This window comes from Komagataeibacter xylinus (assembly GCF_031081985.1).
GTDB classification, from domain to species: domain Bacteria; phylum Pseudomonadota; class Alphaproteobacteria; order Acetobacterales; family Acetobacteraceae; genus Komagataeibacter; species Komagataeibacter xylinus_E.
The window spans coordinates 1-18,157 of sequence record NZ_JARWSK010000004.1 but is presented as its reverse complement, the minus strand read 5'-3'; the positions used below and the strand labels follow the sequence as shown (position 1 = coordinate 18,157).

Here is an 18,157-nt window from a genome sequence, read left to right as displayed (position 1 = left end):
GTCATGCTCGTGCTTTCCTGCGGTGTGGTGATCCCGGACGTCCGTAACGCGCGCCTGCCGGTTTACAGGCCCAGAACGCCTGGAAGGCCCCCGATATCCCTGATTTCGGTATAACCGTATTCCGGCGTGGAGGGTTCATGCCCGCGGGCCACGAACACCTTGTTGCGAATGCCAAGGTCACGCGCGGGCATGAGGTCGTAACGCAGGGAAGACGAGACGTGCAGGATGTCTTCCGGCCCGCAGCCGAGCTGGTCGAACATGTATTCAAACGCGCGCATGCGCGGCTTGTAGGCCTGCGCGTCTTCTGCCGTGAGCACCTTATGGAAAGGCGCGCCGATATTCGCGACGTTGGAATGGATCTGCGAGTTCATGGCGTTGGACAGGATGACGAGCGGGAATTCCTTGGCCACGCGGCGCAGCGGCTCGGTCACATCGGGCCACGGCCCCCATGTCGGCACGGCATCGTAAAACTTGTTGGCAACGGCCACGTCGAACGGAATGTTCCAGCGCTTGCAGGTGCGCTCGATCGCGCCCAGCACGACGTAACGGTACGGCTTCCACGCGCCAAGCACTTCATCAAGGCGGTAACCGGCAAAGTCGGCCACGAACTGGTCCATGTGCTCGGGCGCGATGACGTCGGCATAAAGCTTGCGGGCCGTCTCACCCATCTCGAAATGGATCAGCGTGCCATAGCAGTCGAAGGTGATGAATTTGGGCTTAAAAAGGGACATGACAGGATAACACCTCATTCCGTAGTGCTCACCAATAAATCATGAAAACACCATGCGGGAATACCCGTTTATATATGATTTTCAGCATAATGTATCGAATTGGAAACCAACACGAGCAGGGTCTGCTTTCCTGCGTCCGGGCGGGAAAAATATGCCAATTCTTCATTCTCTACAGAGAGTTATGTCAGAATGCCCATCTGATCCACGCCTGGCGGAACGCCCTGCATCCTCATAGGAAGCGCAGATCATGCCACTATGGCAGCATGAAACGATTCATAAAGCAGAATATGCCACGGCTACCCACAACAGGGACATGCAGGCTGCATGCACAGCCTTTCTGGCCCTGACAGATTCATGATGCAATTATTTTAAAATTCATTTATATCAAGATATTATATCAAAAAATAGCAATAGGACAGCCCTGCCTATATTTCTCCGCCAGCAACCGCACACCCTACCATGCCACAGGCGGCCACCTAATAGATAAAATATTGTAACAATTCATGCCGTTACTTGCCGCCCCATAAAAAAAGCAGATGAACCAGCACGACCCGGTTCATCTGCTCCACTCCGTGCGGATCAGCATGTCCGCACGTTCGCCTGTCCATCATGGGCAACGATCGACAGCATGCTGTCCCAGGCGCCTGTCAGCGCATATCGTGCAGGACCGCGGCAATGGCATCCCCGAACTGTGCCGTGCTGGCCTTGCCGCCAATATCAGGCGTGCGCGGGGCTGCGGGGTTGGCCAGGACCGTCTCGATGGCCTTGAGCACCATGCGCCCGGCTTCCGGCTCGCCAAGGTGATCGAGCATCATGGAAGCCGCCCAGATCTGGCCAACGGGATTGGCGATGTTGCGCCCGGCAATATCGGGGGCGGACCCATGCACGGGTTCGAACATGGAGGGGTAACGCCGCTCGGGATTGATATTGGCGGACGGCGCCACCGCGATCGTGCCCGTTACCCCCGGCCCGAGATCGGACAGGATATCGCCAAACAGGTTGCTGCCAACCACGACATCAAAATATTCCGGCGACAGGACAAAGCGTGCTGTCAGGATATCGATATGGTGGCTGTCTATGCGCGTGCCGGGATACCGCGCGGCCATTTTCTCGAACCGCTCATCCCAAAACGGCATGGAATGGAACAGGCCGTTGGACTTCGTGGCCGATGAAACATGCGGGCGATCCAGCTTCTTGGCCAGTTCAAAGGCATACCGGATGATGCGGTCCGTGCCGTGCCGGGTGAACACGGCGGTCTGCACCACGCCTTCGGCATCCGTGCCCTCGGCAAAACGGCCGCCGATGCGCGAATATTCGCCCTCGGTATTTTCGCGCACGATCCAGAAATCAATGTCTCCGGGCTTGCGGTCAGCCAGCGGGCAGCGAATGCCGGGCAGCAGGCGGACGGGGCGCAGGTTGACGTACTGGTCAAAATCACGCCGGATGGGAATCAGCATCCCCCACAGCGAGATATGGTCCGGCACGGTCGGATACCCCACCGCACCGAGCAGGATGGCATCATGCTGCGACAGGCGGTCCATGCCATCGGCTGGCATCATACTGCCGGTCGCGAGATAGGTTTCGCAGCTCCAGTCATATTCGGAATACTGGAAACCGATATCGCAGATCTTGCCGATGGTATCGAGCACCTTCAGCGCAGGCGGCATGACTTCCTTGCCAATGCCATCACCGGGCAGGACCGCGATCTTGTATGTCTTCATGATACTTCATCTCTCCGCGTCTGTTGCGCAAGATAATAACGGGCCAGGCGCTCCCAGTAGGTCACGCCACGACCAATCACGCTGTCATTGAAATCATAATCCGGTGCATGCAGGGCAGCCGACGGGCCATTACCGATCATGGCATAGGTGCCCGGACGCTGCTCGAGCATGAAGCCGAAATCTTCAGAGGCCAGGCTGGGCGGCACATCGGTATCGGCGGGCGGCCAGGCCGTATCCGCATTCATTTCACGCATCACTTCGCCTACAATGCGCGTGGGTGCTGCCGCATTGACGGTGACGGGATACGGGCTGTGATAGTCCACCGTCATTTCAACCCCGCCCGCCTGCGCCATGCCCGCGGCAAGGTCCACCAGTTCTTCACGCAGGCGCTCGAGCGTGTCACGGTCCAGCGCCCGGATCGTGCCAGCGAGTTCCGCCTGCTCGGGAATGATATTGTCCGTGCTGCCTGCATGGAATGTACAGACCGAAACCACGGCCGGAACCAGCGGGTTCGTGCGCCGCGCCACAAGCTGCTGCATGGCCTGCACCAGCGCCGCACCCGCCAGAACCGGATCGGCTGAAAGGTGGGGCTGCGCCGCATGCGCCCCCCGCCCCCTGATGCAGATACGGAACCGCCACCCCCCCGCCATGATCGGCCCATTGCGCACCGCAAGCTGGCCTGCAGGCAGGCCGGGCCAGTTATGCAGCCCGAAACACGCTTCGGCCGGAAAGCGCGTGAACAGCCCTTCCTCGATCATCACGCGCGCGCCCGCACCCCCTTCCTCGCCGGGCTGGAAGACGAAATGAATCACCCCATGCTCCGGTGGCCGTTCCGCCAGCCGGGCGGCAGCACCAAGCAGCATGACCGTGTGCCCGTCATGCCCGCAGGCATGCATCCGGCCCGCATGGCGCGAGACATGGCCATGCGCGCTGCGCTCATGCACCGGCAGCGCATCCATATCCGCGCGCAATATGATCGATGGGCCGGGCCGGTTGCCATGCAGGGTTGCGACGACCCCCGTCGTGGCAAGGCCACGGACAGGCGCATAACCGAGTTCCGTCAGGTATTCACAGACCAGATCGGCCGTGCGGACTTCCTCGAAGCGCAGTTCAGGGTGGGCGTGCAGGTCATGCCGCAGGGCGGTCAGTTCGGTAAGGCATGCGGCCCGGTTCATTGCGTCTTATCCTTCAAAAGACATCAGCACGCTCTTGTGCCGCAGGTTGGCTTCCACCGCCTGCCGCCCAAGATCCTTGCCAATGCCCGAGCCGCCAAAGCCGCCGGTGGGAATGACAAAATCAGCCGACCGCCCGTAACGGTTGACCCACACCGTGCCCGCCTTCAGCCGCCTGACCGCGCGCATGGCGCGACCGAGGTCAGCGGTATGTACGCCAGCGGCCAGCCCGTATTCAGGGTGCTCGGCCAGCGCCATGGCCTCCTCTTCCTCCCGGAAGGTCTGCACGGTCAGGACCGGGCCAAAGATTTCCTCACGCACGGCCACGTTCTGCATGGTCACATTGGTCAGCACCGCAGGCGAGAGGAAAACCCCGCCACTCTCCGGCAGCAACCGGCGCATGGGCACGGCCTGCTGCGCGCCCGCGGCACAGGCGCGACTGAGAATGTCTTCTATCCGCTGCGCCTGGGGGATGGAAATGATCGGCGCATAGGCCGCCGCCCCATCCCATGTGGGGCCGGGGCGTACCTGCCCCGCCAGCGTGGCGATACGCTCGATGAGGGGGGCTGCGACCTTTTCATGCACGATCAGGCGCGAACCCGTCACGCACACCTGTCCGGCATTGCCGGTAAAGGCGCGGAAGATGCGGGCAGCCACCGTGTCGATACAACTGATATCCTGATAGACCACCTGCGGGCTCTTGCCGCCAAGCTCCAGCGTAACCGGCTTGGGCCCGCTTTCAGCCGCCGCCTGCATAACCGCGATGCCCGTGCGGGTGGAACCCGTAAAGGTCAGCTTGCCCACCAGCGGGTGCCGCGACAGCGCCGCCCCCACCACGCCGCCTGCTCCCTGCACCACATTGAACAGCCCCGCGGGCAGGCCCGCCTGCTCGCCAAGCTGGGCCAGCAGCACGACGGAGAACGGTGTCATTTCCGATGGCTTGAGCACCACGCCATTGCCCGCCACCAAGGCGGGCAGCACTTTCCAGCTTCCCATGACCAGCGGGAAGTTCCATGGCGCGATGGCGCCGATCACGCCATAGGGCTCGGCAATCGTCATGCCCAGCAGGTTCGACTCAGTGGCTGCCACATCGCCGCCCAGCTTGTCGGCATATTCCGCGAAGAAACGCATGCCTTCCGCCGTAAACGGCACATCCCATGCCGTGGTCTCGGCAATGGGGCGGGTGGAGCAGAAGGATTCCAGGCGGGCCAGCCGTTCGGCATTTTCCTCAACCAGCCGCGCCCACTCCCGGATCACCCGCGCGCGCTCCCGCGGGGCGCAGGTGGCCCAGCCGCTTGCCGCCTGCACGTGCGCCGCCCGGCGCACGGCCTGATCGACGGTGTCGGCACTTCCCGCAGGGATGTGCCCCACCACCGCCCCGCTCGAGGGCGCGTGTACCGCAATCCGCTCCCCACCGGCGAGCAACTGGCCGCCGATGTAATGGCCAGCGGGAATATCGGCAAGAACCGGATCGAAAGACAGTGAGGACGACATGAAGTGTTTCCTGAGCCAATATGCGTTTTATCCGTAATGCCGGCCCAGGCAGCGCCGGGCGCAGCCTCCCTCAGCGGGGCGGCATGACACGCAGGTCGTACCCGCCATTGTACCGCGCGGGCTGGACATTATGTTTCGTACTCGCCACAAAAACGGTCATTCATGCTTTCCTGCACCTGTTTTTTTTAAACAAATTTCATTCCCGCTGCGTGACTGTTTTGGATATGTGAATTCAGGTCGCATCCTCATATCATATGCCCTGCCAGCGGACCCAACCAAGAGAGAACCCATGCCGGCTTTATTCCGACGTGTAGCCGAAAAAGACCGAAAAACCATACGCCTGTTCGTGGATGGCCATGAAATCGAGGCGCTGGAAGGCGATACCTTGCTGGTCGCCCTGCTGACACGGACCAGACAGTTGCGCCACAATGAATTCGACAACGCACCACGGGCAGGGTTCTGCCTGATGGGAGCATGCCAGGACTGCTGGGTCTGGACCGAAGATGGCACGCAGCTCCGCGCGTGTTCGACCCCGGCCCAGCCCGGCATGCGCATTACCACAACGGAGGTCCCATGGCTGACGAACCTGTAATCGTCATCGGCGCGGGGCCTGCCGGCACGCGCGCGGCACAGCGGCTGGTGCAGGCGGGCCTGCGCCCGGTCGTCATTGATGAAAACGACCGCCAGGGCGGGCAGATCTATCGCCGCCAGCCGGAAAATTTCCATCGCACGCCCGAAAAGCTGTACGGCACCGAGGCGGCGAAGGCGACCGCCCTGCACACCGATTTTGACCTGCTGCGCCCTCATATCGACTACCACCCCGGCACGACCGTATGGGGCGTTTCGGATGAAGGGCTCATGACCGTATGCGGGCAGGATGTAACCATCGTGCCGTTTAGCCGGGTCATTATCGCATCGGGAGCGACCGACCGGATCATGCCGGTGCCGGGCTGGACCACGCCGGGCGCCTACAGCCTTGGCGCCGCCCAGATCGCGCTGAAGGCACAGGCCTGCGCCATCGGGCAGAAGCCGGTTTTCATGGGCACTGGCCCGCTGCTCTATCTCGTGGCCTGGCAATACCTGCAGGCCGGGGCCAGACCTGCTGCCGTTCTTGATACCAGTGCGCTGTCCACGCGCATGAAGGGCCTGCGGCGCATGGCCAGCCGGGCACGGGTCGTGGCCAATGGCGTGCGCTACATGGCCGACCTTGCGCGTGCGGGCGTGCGGCTGCATGCAGGCATTACGCCACGCGCCATTGAAGCCAGCAACAACCAGGTATCCGGCGTAACATGGTGCGACAGCCGGGGCAGGCTGCGCCAGGTCTCGTGCGATGCGGTGGGCATTGGCTACGGACTGCGCTCGGAAACGCAGCTCGCGGACCTGCTGAAATGCGATTTCACATTCGACCCCTGCTTTACCCAGTGGCGCCCGCATGTTGACCGTAATGGCCGCACCAGCCGGCCCGATGTGTATCTAGCGGGCGATGGCGTGCTGCTGCGCGGGGCCGACGCGGCCGAGGCTGCCGGCCAGCTTGCTGCCTGCGCCGTGCTGCGCGATGGCGGCCATGGCGTTGAAGACACCGAGTTCACGCAACTGCACGAGACGCTGGCCATCATGAACCGCTTTGGTCGGGGCCTGGCCGAAGCGTTCCCCTGGCCTGCGCACCTGGCCCGCGCCCTGCCCGACGAGACGGTGGTCTGCCGGTGCGAGAACATAACGGCGGGCGAGATCCGGCGGGCGGCAGGCGAACTCGATGCCCCCGAGATGAACCGCGCCAAGGCCCTCACCCGCCCGGGCATGGGGCGGTGCCAGGGGCGCATGTGCGGCCTTGCTGCAGCCGAGATTCTGGCTGCGGCGCGCAATGTCCCCGTGCGTGAAGTCGGCCGCCTGCGCACCGCAGCGCCCGTCAAGCCCCTCCCCCTCAACTGCACGGTAAAATCATGACCACCTATCCGACCAACCGCATGCAGGCCGATGTGATTATTGTCGGCGGTGGCTTCATGGGGGCTGCTACAGCCTTTTTCCTGCGCAGGCAGGGGCTGTCGGTCATCCTGCTGGAACGTAACCTCGTGGGGCAGGCCGCAAGTGGCGTCAATTTTGGCAATGTGCGGCGGCAGAGCCGCTACCTGGGCCAGTTGCCGCTGGCCAACCGCTCGCGCGACATCTGGATCAACCTGCCCCGCCTGATCGGAGAAGACGCCGAGTTTGTCATGAGCGGGCACATCCTGGTCACCACCAGCGAAAAAGACGGCGCCCGGCTGGAAAAATACGCGGTTGACTGCAAGCCCTACGGCCTTGACCTGACCATCATGACCGGGGATCAGGCGCGCGCGAAGTTCCCCATGGTCGGCCCCGACATCCGCACGGTTTCCTATTCCCCGCTCGATGGGCATGCCAATCCGCGCCTGGCCGCCCCGGCCTTCGGGCGCGCGGCACGGCGTGCTGGCGCGCGGGTGATCGAAAACACCGAAGTGTGCGCCATTACGAAAACATCCGAGGACTTCATCGTCGAGACCCGCGACGGACATTCCTTCCAGGCCCCCCTTCTCCAGATTTCAAGCGGGGCATGGGGCCGGGCCATGGCCGCCTCCTTCGGCGAGGATATTCCCTTTGCCGCCAACGGCCCGCAGATGGGGGTGACCGAACCGCTGCCCTACCGCATCGGGCCGGTCATCGGCAGTGCCTCGAGCGTGCTGGAAGAAGGCGTCTATCTGCGGCAGGTCAAGCGCGGCAACATCGTGTATGGCGGCGGCCGGCGCAGCGTGGCGGACCTCGTGGCCAAGCGCTCGCCCATCGACCCGCTCAACACCATGCGCCAGATGCCCTATCTCGCACGGCTGGTGCCGCAGATCGCACGGCTGCGCGTGATCCGCACATGGTCGGGCGTGGAAGGATATGTGGGCGACAACCTGCCCATCATGGGGCCGAGCAGCAAGGTGCCCGGCCTGTTCTACGCCTTCGGTTTCTGTGGTCACGGCTTCCAGCTTGGCCCCGGCGTGGGCATGACCATGGCGGAACTGATTGCAACCGGGCACACCGACATTCCGCTGGAACCCTTCCATATAAAACGGTTCCAGTAACCGGGGCTGGCGGGCGCTGCGCGCATTCGTACTGTTGGGGGGCGCCTTCGCGCGCCTCCCTCTTGGCGCGCGGAATGCATGACATGAAGCCGAAGGCATGCGATCTTCTTTTCTTATCCGTGCGGACATGCCACCTTCGTGCTGCACTGCGCGCATCAATGCCACAACAGCGGTTTTTATATGGACAAAGGTAATCGGCCAACATGATATCCCAGCCCAAACTGGACCGGATTGACCTGCGTATCCTTGCGCAACTGCAGCGCAACGGACGACTGACCAACGTGGAACTCGCACGCCGGGTGGGCCTGTCGGCCAGCCCATGCCTGATCAGGGTCAAGCGGCTGGAAAAAGCAGGATATATCGTCAGTTATGGCGCACAGATCAATTTACAGAAAATCAGCAGCCTGCTCACGGTCTTTACCGAAGTGACACTATCGGACCACCGGCGGGATGATTTTTCGCGCTTCGAGACCTATATCCAGAAGATATCATCAGTCGTGGAATGCCATCTGGTCAGTGGCGGATATGATTACCTGCTGAAGTTCATGACCAAAAGCGTGGATCATTATCAGGAAATTGTTGAAACAATGCTGGATCGCAACATCGGCATTGAAAAATATTTCAGCTATATTGTCATTAAATCTCCGATCATCAAATCCGCCGTGGCGATTGAAAGCCTGCTGGACAGTAATGATGCGTAAATTGCGCGCCCTGCCCGCAAGGCAGGGCCGGAATATTACCAGAATCACCGCCATGCCATCAGGATGATGGGCTGCACACATGATGGAAACGGCATAATCTGCCCCTGGTGGCGGCATTTCCCGTAACATCTTCTGTTGGTGTGTGACACAATCAACAGGTCTGTTAAAACTCCATAACATTTGGCCAAGCGCGACATGACCCCAGAAAAACTGATTTCCATCGACCGGGATCACCTGATCCATCCCGTTTCCTCCTGGCGAGATCAGGAAGAGGCCGGCCCCCGTATCCTGCACTCAGGCCATGGCGCCTGGCTCAAGGACATTCACGGCAAGGAACTGCTTGATGGCTTTTCCGGCCTGTGGTGCGTCAATGTCGGTTATGGCTGCAAGAGCGTGGTCGAGGCCGCGACCGAACAGATGGCCCGCCTGCCCTATGCCACGGGCTATTTCGGCTTTGCCAGCGAACCTGCCATTACCCTTGCGGGCCGGCTGGCCGGGCGCGCACCGGGCAATCTGAACCGTATCTTCTTTTCGCAGGGCGGGTCGGATGCGGTGGACAGCGCGCTGCGCTTCATCCGTTTCTACCAGCATGCCCGCGGCACGCCCGAGCGCCGTCATGTCATTGGCCTGGCGCGCGGCTATCACGGTTCCACCTATACGGGCGCGGGGCTGACCGCACTGGCGGCCTTCCATCGTGATGCCGATGTACCCCTGTCGTGGCAGCATCATATTCCCAGCCCCTATGCCTATCGCCACCCCGGTGACAATAGCGATGCCGCCATCATCGCCGCCTCCGTGGCCTCGCTCAAGGCCAAGGTGGCCGAACTGGGTGCTGACAAGGTTGCGGCCTTCTTCTGCGAACCCGTGCAGGGTTCGGGCGGGGTGATCGTGCCGCCCGCAGGCTGGATGAAGGCCATGCGCGAGACATGCCGTGAGCTGGGCATCCTGTTCGTGGCCGATGAGGTCATTACGGGTTTTGGCCGCACCGGCCCCCTGTTCGCCTGCGAACGCGAAAACGTGGTGCCCGACATGATGACGGTCGCCAAGGGCCTGACATCGGGTTATGCCCCGATGGGTGCCGTGTTCATGTCTGAAGATATTTACACCACCATCCGCGACAACACCCCCCCCGGTGTTCCGGTTGGCCATGGCATGACCTACAGCGCGCACCCCGTCAGCGCCGCCATCGGCCTGGCCGTGCTGGATCTGTATGAGCAGGGCCTGCTGGCCAATGGCGTGAAGGCAGGTGAACACCTGGCCCAACGCCTGCATGCGCTGGGCAACCACGCACTGGTGGGCGATGTGCGCGCAAGCGGCATGCTGGCCGGGATTGAACTGGTTACCGACAAGATGACCAAGCGCAAGCCGGATGCGAAGCTCAAGATTGCCAGCAAGCTGTCAAAAATCGGCTATGAAAAGGGCGTGCTGTTCCGTGCCTTTGGTGATGACATCATCGGCCTTGCCCCGCCGCTGTGCTGCACCACCGAAGAAGTCGACCTGCTGTGCGACCGCCTGACCGACGTGCTCGATGCCGTGCGCGACGATGCGGATGTGCGCGCCGCGCTTAAGGGCTGATCAAGACTCCATAGCTGTTAAAAAGGCCGGGATATGGCATATCCCGGCCTTTTTATTATGCTGGCCCGATAAAGTTTTCTGGATATCGCCGCTTCTAACGCTTTTTGCAAAAAGCTTTCTTATGATAAGCCGATATTTATTGCGCGGCCCCGACCACGCCAATCAGGCACGGCGTCCGCGCTGCCGCACCATGTAAATCACGACAAACAGCAGGCATGTGCCGAGGCTGGCAACAGCCGTTTCCCGCTGCGCGGGATTGCTGAACATGGCAATGAAAATAATCACCACTGCGCCCAGGCAGGCAATATTGACGGCAGGAAACAGGGGCATATGGAAACACGCTTTCTGTTCCGCCATGCCTGCCCTGCGGCGTAGAACGATATAAGCCGTCATGATGAGGGAATACACCACAAGGATGACTGCCCCGCTGCAACTGAGCAGGAACGAAAAGACCGTATCAGGCGCAACAATGGAGGCGAACGCCACAATACCTCCGGCCAGGGAATTGGCCACGATGGCATTGACGGGCGTATGATGCCGGCCATGATGCTGTAGCGCCGCCGGGGCATCACCATGGCGTGCGAGTTCCGCCAGAATGCGCGATGTGATGTACAGGCTTGAATTCATGCACGAGATCACGGCCGTCAGCACCACGATCCGCATGCCTGCGGCAGCCCCGGGAATGTGCATGGCCTGCATGGCCATGACAAAGGGCGAATGCCCCGGCACGATGTCGCTCCACGGCACGATCATCAGGATCAGGCCGATCGAGAGGCTGTAGAATAACGTCAGCCGCGTGCCCAGGCTGCGGGTTACATGCGCGACATTGCGGGCCGGTTCGGTCGTTTCCCCCGCCGCCACCGTCGCGATTTCAGAGCCGATCATGGTAAAAAGAACGGTGGGAACAATAGAAAGCACCGCAATACCACCATGCGGTATGAAACCGCCATGCCCCATCAGGTTACGCACCACCGGCACTGGTGGCCCGAACAGGTGCCCGACATACAGGCTGCCCAGCATTACGAATAGTACGATGCTGACCACCTTGACCATGGACAGCCAGAATTCACATTCGCCAAATATGCGCACCGCCACCAGATTGATGACCATGAGTGTGACAATCAGCCCCGTTGCCAGTAGCCAGACAGGCAGGTTGATGCCTTCATGCAGCAAGATGGCACCGGCAATCGCCTCACTGCCCAGCACGACCAGCCAGAAAAACCAGTACAGCCAGCCTGCGGTAAACGCCGCCCCATTACCGTGGGCCTCGCGGATATAGGCCACGAAGGAGCCCCGGCCGGGGCGGGCCGTTACCATTTCACCCAGCATGCGCATGACCAGCATGACCAGCAGCCCCACCGCCACGAACGCCACCAGCACGGCTGGCCCCGCTGCGGCAATGGCAGCGCTGCTGCCCACAAACAGCCCCGCCCCAATGGCCCCGCCAAGGGCAATCATGATGACGTGACGCTGCCGGAGCGTGGACAGGGTATGATTAGCCGTATTGCCCATGCCGTGTACCGTTCCCCGCAAGGTTGGATGAATACCGGTCATGGAGGATGAATGTTTCTTATCCACCATGACCAGACCGTATCATTTCCAGCCATTTATAGTACTGGCATATTTCTGTTTATGTCGTTTCTTTATGCAAACATAATGCGCGGCAGGATTCAGCTCAGCCGGGTACCATTGGGCACGCTGCGTTCAATCGATGCCAGCACAACGCCCTCCGGCGTTTCAAAACCCGATAGCAGGAACTGCGAGCGGAAAGGACCGATCTGCTTTTCGGGGAAATTGATGATCCCGATCACCTGCCGCCCCACCAGCGTGTCGCGGTCATACAGTTTGGTAAACTGCGCACTGGTTTTCAGTTCGCCATAGGGGCCGAAATCAGCCCATATTTTGTAAGCTGGCTTGCGGGCTTCGGGAAAATCCTCGACACGGACAATCGTGCCAGCGACGATCAGGACCTTTTCAAAATCATTCCAGCTTATTTTTTCCATAAGATGTCATTCTCCATCATGTAACGGCGGCAGGTGACGCAGATGTCTGTCCGGCATCATGGGATCGTGGGCGCCGGTTGCATCAGGCCTTATTCCATCATGTCCCAACGGTGATAGACAACCACCGTGCCCCCATAACGATAGGACAGTGTCCTGCCGTCCTTGGAGAGACTGTAATCTGCCGTGATTTCCACCTTGCCATTCCTTTTGACGACAAGGTGGTAATTGTCATCATCGACTTTTGTAAAATACACCACATTGAACGGGATCGCGCCTCCCTGGCTATGATATTCGATGCCGGGCGTGCCATCGACCTGAGCCGCCCAGTGCCCGGAACTGAACTGCCCACTGGCATTCAGCGTCATGAAGGAGACAAGGACCTTGCCCCCTTCCGTATAGGAAAAGAAGCGTAGCGCCTTGCGCGGCGGCGGGTCGGTGTAATGCGAGGCGGCAATGTCAGCTTTCCACGGCCCCAGCAGGGCGGCAGAGACCTGCTCGCGCGCATCGGTGCCATGCCATGCCTCTTCCGCCGCCCGGGCCGCGGGCGTTCCTGACATTGCGGCCACAACCAACAGGCCCAGCGCGGTTCCAAGCCAGCGCGACCGGAACCGGGTAGGGAAATATCTGCTGTACATGTCCATTTACGCTCCATGCCACGACAGGGGACAACAACATGGCCGCCAATCGTGAATATGATTATATCCTGTTATAGTAACCGTAATTATGGGGCACCATTTCTTCTACCGCGCGCCAGGCCTGGTCGATGGCGGTATTGCACAGGTCCTGCCCCGAAGCATCGCTATTGGCGATGGAAATCCGGCCAAACTGGCGGCGGGCGATCTCGCAGGGCTGCTCGCCTGTCGGGCTGGGCGGGTCAAAGAGCGAATTCTGCGCCATGGCAAAACCATGCGGCCAGCGATTGACGGTAATGCCCACAATGTCGCGCGCGGCATTAAAACCATAGGGGCCCAGTGCATCGTTCATCTGGGTGCGCACGGCACGTTCAAAAACTTCGAAGGGGGTCTGGAGCAGGCCCATCCTCACCATCCGGAACTGCTGCTGCATGGTCAGGTTGTCGGGCATGTCGGTGCCCATGATGGCGCGCGTCATGGTGTCGTTATTCAGGATACCGGAATTGGTCCCGGTCATGAAGATCACGATGGCGCCCTTGCCAGGGTCCATGTCCGGCGGCCCGTCATTGGGGGCCCACGGCACATCAAGGGCAAAGCTGCCAAAAAAGCTGGCCGGTGTATCAATATGGTTCGCCCCGGCCTTGCGGAAGGCCTCCCAGTTACGGATCAGCACGGTGGTCATCTGGTTGGCGGCGCGCACGGCCTTGTGCTGGGCGGCTTTCTGTTCCTCGGGCATTTCAGGGCACAGATAGGGGATCATGTTGTTATTGCCCGCCAGGATGACATTCTTCGCCATCACGCGGCTGCATTTGCCATCGCGCATGTAATCCACGGCGACCTCGCGCGTGTCAGGCTCGAACAGGCCGACCGGGGCGTTGCCAATATGCTGGACACGCACCACAATACTGTTCAGCCGGATGCGGGCCGGGGCCTTCGGGCGGTCAAGCGTGTCATAGCGCAGCCGCACTGTTTCCAGCGACTGCCACGTACCCTGTGGCAGGGATTGCGGCACCAGTTCGCGCACCATAAGCCGCGCCAGATCCGAATTGCCCGCGGGCATATGGAAGTCAGCCGCCTCGTCCTCCGGGGCCTCGGGCGAATAGGGCGCGCGCGCCACCCCCAGGGTGGAAAAGCCCGGCGCATAACGGAAATAGGCGAACCAGGCGCTGGCCGCAGTCTTGCTCAGGCACCACACGCCCGGCAGCCACGGCAGGCTCTCGGGTGCCACCTTCACGTAATCCAGCAGGTACTGCCTGTATGTTATGGATTGCAGGCGGGCGATCTTCTGCGCCGTGGCCATGCCCGCCATGTAATCGACCGTGCCGTGATAGACAGCGGCAAGGTCCTGGCGCACGCGCAGCGGCAGGTTGGCCGTTTTGAGGAACTCGGGCGTTGGCGCGGTAAAATGGACATGCGGGTAAAGCCGCCCATCGCCCCCGCTCGCGCGCGACAGGAAGGTTGCAGGCCGCATGCCCAACGCGGCGAAGGGATTGGTTTCCTCGCGCTTGACTGTAAAATCGGCCCCAAGGCTTTTGACGAATTCCTTCGCCTGCTCCGTCCACTGGTCCGGGGCCACGAAATAGGCCGAGCCCCCGGTGGTCATGAGCGTGCGGCCATCACTGACAAATTCGTTGCGCTTGGCATGCCCCCCGAAATCGTCGTGATTGTCGAGCACCAGTACCCGCGCCTCCGGCCCGAAGCGCCGGCGGTAGAAACAGGCCGCCGCGAGACCGCTCAGCCCGCCCCCCACCACAACAAGGTCATAGGTTTCGCCAGTGTGGACCGGCGCAGGATAGGCTGCGCCATCACGGCGGCCATGTGCCGCCTCGAACGCACCGGGATGGGCGCCGCGCATGCCCTCACGCACGGGGGGATAGGTTACGGCATCCGCAATCGGTCCCGCATAATTGCCCAGTCCTGTCTGTACGCGCCCGGGAGTGGCGGCCTGGCTGGCGCCAGAGCGGATCATGCCAGCGCCAAGCGCGGTTGCGGCTATGCCATGAATAAGATCACGCCGTGAAATCGCGGCGCCCATGCCCAGTCGTTTATCGCTGCTTTTCATACATGACCTCAACACCTGGGATATCGGGAAATGATGACAGGAAAACAGGCTTCAGCCTTCGGCCATCTCTTTCTTGTGCGCCTCGGCCAGTTCCGCCATGGAGTTGAAGCGGAAATCAATTTTCGGCATCGCGCCAGGGTCCATCGTCGCCCCGAACCCGTCCTGCGCATGGCGGCGGTAGATCCAGCACGATGCAAGCCCGGCCTTATTGGCAGGCTGATGGTCGTGAAACAGGCTTTCCGCCGTGTGCAGCACATCTGACGGCCCCAGCCCGAGGTCGGCCAGGTATTCGATCATGTAGTCGAAATTGCGCATGGACGGCTTGTACGACCCGATATCCTCGGCGGTGTAGATACCATCAAAAACGACATTCAGCCGGGCATTGCTGCCACTGAAGGAACGGGCATCGACATTGGACAGGATCACCAGCCTGAAATGCTGCTTGAGGTACTGAAGCGCGTCAGTGCTATCGGGGAATGCAGGCCAGTTCGGAACGGACTGCCCGTAATCCTGCGCTTCGGAAATGGTATGCGGCACGCCCCACTCCTCTGCAAGGCGACGATAGACACTTGCCAGAATGGCCGGGTAAGGGCGGCCGGGGGTCCATTTCTGCTGGCGGGACTCATATTTGGCATGGGCCTGCAGGATGGCATCGCGGCTGAGCGGTGTCCTGAGGCGTGATGTCAGGGGGGTAAGAGCGTTGATGATGCCCGTTTCCCAATCAATCAGGGTGCCGTAACAGTCAAAGGTCAGAACCTTGAAGTCTTTTAATTTCATCATGCGCTCCATTATTACGACAATGCATCACGCCCCGGCGCAGCCCGTAAAAACAAGACAACCCTGCGCCTTAAGCCCATTTGCATTTTGCGATACATAATATGATATTACAGTGAATTGATGAGCCTATTCCATTCAATTCCCTCATGACGTCAGTTGAAGCACTAGCGTTTGATGAACAATACGATGGCACATCCGTTATGCGCCATTCGATTATATTTCGATGTAAAAACGATATTCCATGTCGTCCCGCCGGATGAAACGGCAGAATATGGGGCATCGCACATGCCGCTTATGCATGGCGGCCCCGGGCAGGACAGGTCGTGCCGCACGCCAGCAGGGCTTGATCCCATCAGCATGATATCCATTTTTATGACAGGAGACCGTACCTGTGACACAGGCACGGACAAGCCGATCATGACTGGACTGGATCATACTTTATGCCCCGTATTCTGATTGCCGCAGGCGTGCTTCTTGTTGCCGCGGGCCTGTTCTGGCCCTTCCTGTCGCGACTGCCCCTTGGCAGGCTACCGGGCGATATTCTGATACAGCGGCCGAATTTCACGCTTTACATGCCGGTTACGAGCGGCCTGCTCATAAGCCTTCTTGTCTCGTGCATGCTGTGGTTCATGCGGCGCTGAAAGCGCAGGCGACCCAAATCGGGCAGGCATAATGTCTTTTGCTTTTGCCCTGCCCGGTCGGGGCAGAACGGCGCAAAGCGCTGAAAACCACATGGACTTCAGCATGATATTTCTAACTCGTAATGATAGCCATGATTCATGAAGGACTGACCTTCAGATAATGAAATGTCGCTGAATTCCAGCAATCGCGGCAAGGAGTGCTGACATGAAATCATGGCCTGAAGTACTGACATTCGATGTCGTTGGAACCCTGATTGATTTTGAAAGCGGCATGGTGGACTTCATCCGCACCCATTGCGGCCCGGCGGGGCAGGCTATGGACCGCGAGGCCTTTCTCGCCGCCTATGGCGCGGCGCATGACCGCGCAGGCACGCTCCTGTTTCCCGATGACATGGTGCCCGTCTATCACATCCTGGCCGAACAGTTCGACCTGCCGCGCGATGATGCCATTGCCGAGGCCTTTGCGCAGGATGCCCGCAACTGGAAGCCCTTCCCCGATACGGTGGCGGCCCTGAAGCGGCTTTCGAAGCATTTCAAGCTGGTGGCCATGACAAATTGCCAGCGCTGGGCATTTTCAGGGCTGGAAAAGTCGCTGGACTATCCTTTCTTTGATACCGTTACTGTAGACGACGCCTTATGTGAAAAGCCGGACCCGGAATTCTTTGCCTTTACGCGCGGGCGCCTGAGTCGTGACGGTATTGTAAAGGACAAGATCCTGCATGTGGCCCAGAGTCAGTTCCATGATATCGGCATTGCGCGGGAAATGGGCTATTGCGTATGCTGGATCGAACGTCGGCAGGGCCTGGAAGGCTATGGCGCGACCATCGCCGTAGAAGAAGCCACTATTCCTGATTATCATTTTGCCACGCTGGCCGAACTGGCTGACTTCATGGATGAAAAGGCTCCCGTAGCCGCTATGGCATGAAAGGGCGCCCGGGCGCCGCCTGTATCTGACAAAGGCGGCGCCAGACCTCTTTCCCTCCCGATCGTGGGCCAATCGTGAGCGCTGCACGGCAGTGCCCCGGGCCAGTATTATGGTGGTCATGTCGCGATCTGAGCGCGCCTTGCGCAGGTCCATAAATCCCGTCGACCCCACCGGTATAACCCTGCTGGCCAATAATCAGAATGGTCAGAACCGAGGCAATCGCCTGCGTGATGATGGCAAAATAGGTTCCCCCCACCTGCCGCCTGAACATGGCAGGGCCGTGATCTGGTTCCAGTCCATGAAATCCGGGATGCCGGGTGTCGACTGGTTTTTTGTGGCTTTTACGGTCGATGCCTGCAGTTTCAGGAATAGCGCTGCGAGGTGCATGTCAGATTTGGCATCAATGATGGCCGGCAGCCAGGCTCGTTCGGTCTGGTTTTCGACGGACGGTGCCCACCGGCTTACCTTTCCGTCTGCTTCCTCTTTACTTTTTGTGGAGAAATTCTGGACACAAAAAAGCCGCCTCTATGGGCGGCATTTTTTATTAGATATCAGTATGTTCGGCTTGGTTGCGGGGGCAGGATTTGAACCTGCGGCCTTCAGGTTATGAGCCTGACGAGCTACCGGGCTGCTCCACCCCGCG

At 60.3% G+C, this 18,157-nt stretch carries 16 protein-coding genes, 1 tRNA gene and 1 pseudogene; 7 read left to right on the top strand and 11 right to left on the bottom strand.

Annotated elements, in window-relative coordinates; genetic code table 11:
- Window positions 1-62 precede the first annotated feature (62 nt).
- From QEG70_RS08320 to QEG70_RS08305, 4 genes are all read right to left on the bottom strand, one after another.
- Entirely contained in the window at window positions 63-731 is a 669-nt protein-coding gene (locus QEG70_RS08320; protein ID WP_110567001.1) for a haloacid dehalogenase type II, read from the bottom strand.
- A 647-nt stretch (window positions 732-1,378) separates the two neighbouring features.
- Window positions 1,379-2,452 (bottom strand): tartrate dehydrogenase, encoded by a 1,074-nt coding sequence (locus QEG70_RS08315; protein WP_308720256.1) that lies wholly within the window; start codon window positions 2,450-2,452, stop codon window positions 1,379-1,381.
- Window positions 2,449-3,627: a M20 aminoacylase family protein gene (locus QEG70_RS08310; RefSeq protein ID WP_308720255.1), complete on the bottom strand. Its 1,179-nt coding sequence runs from the start codon at window positions 3,625-3,627 to the stop codon at window positions 2,449-2,451. The genes QEG70_RS08315 and QEG70_RS08310 overlap by 4 nt, the downstream gene beginning before the upstream one ends.
- Before the next feature lie 6 nt (window positions 3,628-3,633).
- The gene (locus tag QEG70_RS08305) at window positions 3,634-5,118 is read right to left on the bottom strand and encodes an aldehyde dehydrogenase family protein (RefSeq protein WP_308720254.1); all 1,485 of its coding nucleotides are present in this window, start codon (window positions 5,116-5,118) and stop codon (window positions 3,634-3,636) included.
- Between the two features lie 289 nt (window positions 5,119-5,407).
- Between QEG70_RS08305 and QEG70_RS08300 the strand changes: the two genes are divergently transcribed.
- The 5 genes from QEG70_RS08300 (at window position 5,408) to QEG70_RS08280 (ending at window position 10,474) form a co-directional block, all read left to right on the top strand.
- Window positions 5,408-5,710: a (2Fe-2S)-binding protein gene (locus QEG70_RS08300; RefSeq protein ID WP_130732759.1), complete on the top strand. Its 303-nt coding sequence runs from the start codon at window positions 5,408-5,410 to the stop codon at window positions 5,708-5,710.
- Window positions 5,692-7,062 (top strand): FAD/NAD(P)-dependent oxidoreductase, encoded by a 1,371-nt coding sequence (locus QEG70_RS08295; protein ID WP_308720253.1) that lies wholly within the window; start codon window positions 5,692-5,694, stop codon window positions 7,060-7,062. The genes QEG70_RS08300 and QEG70_RS08295 overlap by 19 nt, the downstream gene beginning before the upstream one ends.
- On the top strand, window positions 7,059-8,198 hold the full coding sequence (locus tag QEG70_RS08290; protein WP_308720252.1) for an NAD(P)/FAD-dependent oxidoreductase: 1,140 nt from the start codon (window positions 7,059-7,061) through the stop codon (window positions 8,196-8,198). The genes QEG70_RS08295 and QEG70_RS08290 overlap by 4 nt, the downstream gene beginning before the upstream one ends.
- Before the next feature lie 203 nt (window positions 8,199-8,401).
- Window positions 8,402-8,899 (top strand): Lrp/AsnC family transcriptional regulator, encoded by a 498-nt coding sequence (locus QEG70_RS08285; RefSeq protein WP_308720251.1) that lies wholly within the window; start codon window positions 8,402-8,404, stop codon window positions 8,897-8,899.
- 195 nt (window positions 8,900-9,094) lie between these two features.
- Window positions 9,095-10,474, top strand: a complete 1,380-nt coding sequence (locus tag QEG70_RS08280; RefSeq protein WP_308720250.1) for an aminotransferase class III-fold pyridoxal phosphate-dependent enzyme — start codon at window positions 9,095-9,097, stop codon at window positions 10,472-10,474.
- A 162-nt stretch (window positions 10,475-10,636) separates the two neighbouring features.
- Here the strand turns inward: QEG70_RS08280 and QEG70_RS08275 are convergent, their stop codons facing one another.
- From QEG70_RS08275 to QEG70_RS08255, 5 genes are all read right to left on the bottom strand, one after another.
- Window positions 10,637-11,986 carry an amino acid permease gene (locus tag QEG70_RS08275; protein ID WP_308720249.1) on the bottom strand — a complete coding sequence of 450 codons (1,350 nt, stop codon included), beginning with the start codon at window positions 11,984-11,986 and terminating at the stop codon, window positions 10,637-10,639.
- A gap of 158 nt (window positions 11,987-12,144) precedes the next feature.
- Window positions 12,145-12,477, bottom strand: a complete 333-nt coding sequence (locus QEG70_RS08270; protein WP_308720248.1) for a tRNA-binding protein — start codon at window positions 12,475-12,477, stop codon at window positions 12,145-12,147.
- A gap of 89 nt (window positions 12,478-12,566) precedes the next feature.
- Entirely contained in the window at window positions 12,567-13,034 is a 468-nt protein-coding gene (locus QEG70_RS08265) for a hypothetical protein (protein ID WP_308720247.1), read from the bottom strand.
- A gap of 139 nt (window positions 13,035-13,173) precedes the next feature.
- Window positions 13,174-15,171, bottom strand: a complete 1,998-nt coding sequence (locus tag QEG70_RS08260; protein WP_308720246.1) for an NAD(P)-binding protein — start codon at window positions 15,169-15,171, stop codon at window positions 13,174-13,176.
- 51 nt (window positions 15,172-15,222) lie between these two features.
- Window positions 15,223-15,951, bottom strand: a complete 729-nt coding sequence (locus QEG70_RS08255) for a haloacid dehalogenase type II (RefSeq protein ID WP_308720245.1) — start codon at window positions 15,949-15,951, stop codon at window positions 15,223-15,225.
- Between the two features lie 437 nt (window positions 15,952-16,388).
- Here QEG70_RS08255 and QEG70_RS08250 point away from each other — a divergent pair, with 437 nt between their 5' ends.
- Together QEG70_RS08250 and QEG70_RS08245 are read left to right on the top strand one after the other, a co-directional pair.
- Window positions 16,389-16,589: a DUF2905 domain-containing protein gene (locus tag QEG70_RS08250; RefSeq protein WP_308720244.1), complete on the top strand. Its 201-nt coding sequence runs from the start codon at window positions 16,389-16,391 to the stop codon at window positions 16,587-16,589.
- Between the two features lie 205 nt (window positions 16,590-16,794).
- The gene (locus QEG70_RS08245; RefSeq protein ID WP_308720243.1) at window positions 16,795-17,514 is read left to right on the top strand and encodes an HAD-IA family hydrolase; all 720 of its coding nucleotides are present in this window, start codon (window positions 16,795-16,797) and stop codon (window positions 17,512-17,514) included.
- Between the two features lie 154 nt (window positions 17,515-17,668).
- On the opposite strand, the pseudogene QEG70_RS08240 reads toward QEG70_RS08245, so the two are convergent.
- Window positions 17,669-17,889 (bottom strand): annotated as a pseudogene (locus QEG70_RS08240) (urea ABC transporter permease subunit UrtC); the annotation flags it as partial.
- Window positions 17,890-18,080: 191 nt separating this feature from the next.
- A tRNA-Met gene (locus QEG70_RS08235) sits at window positions 18,081-18,157 on the bottom strand.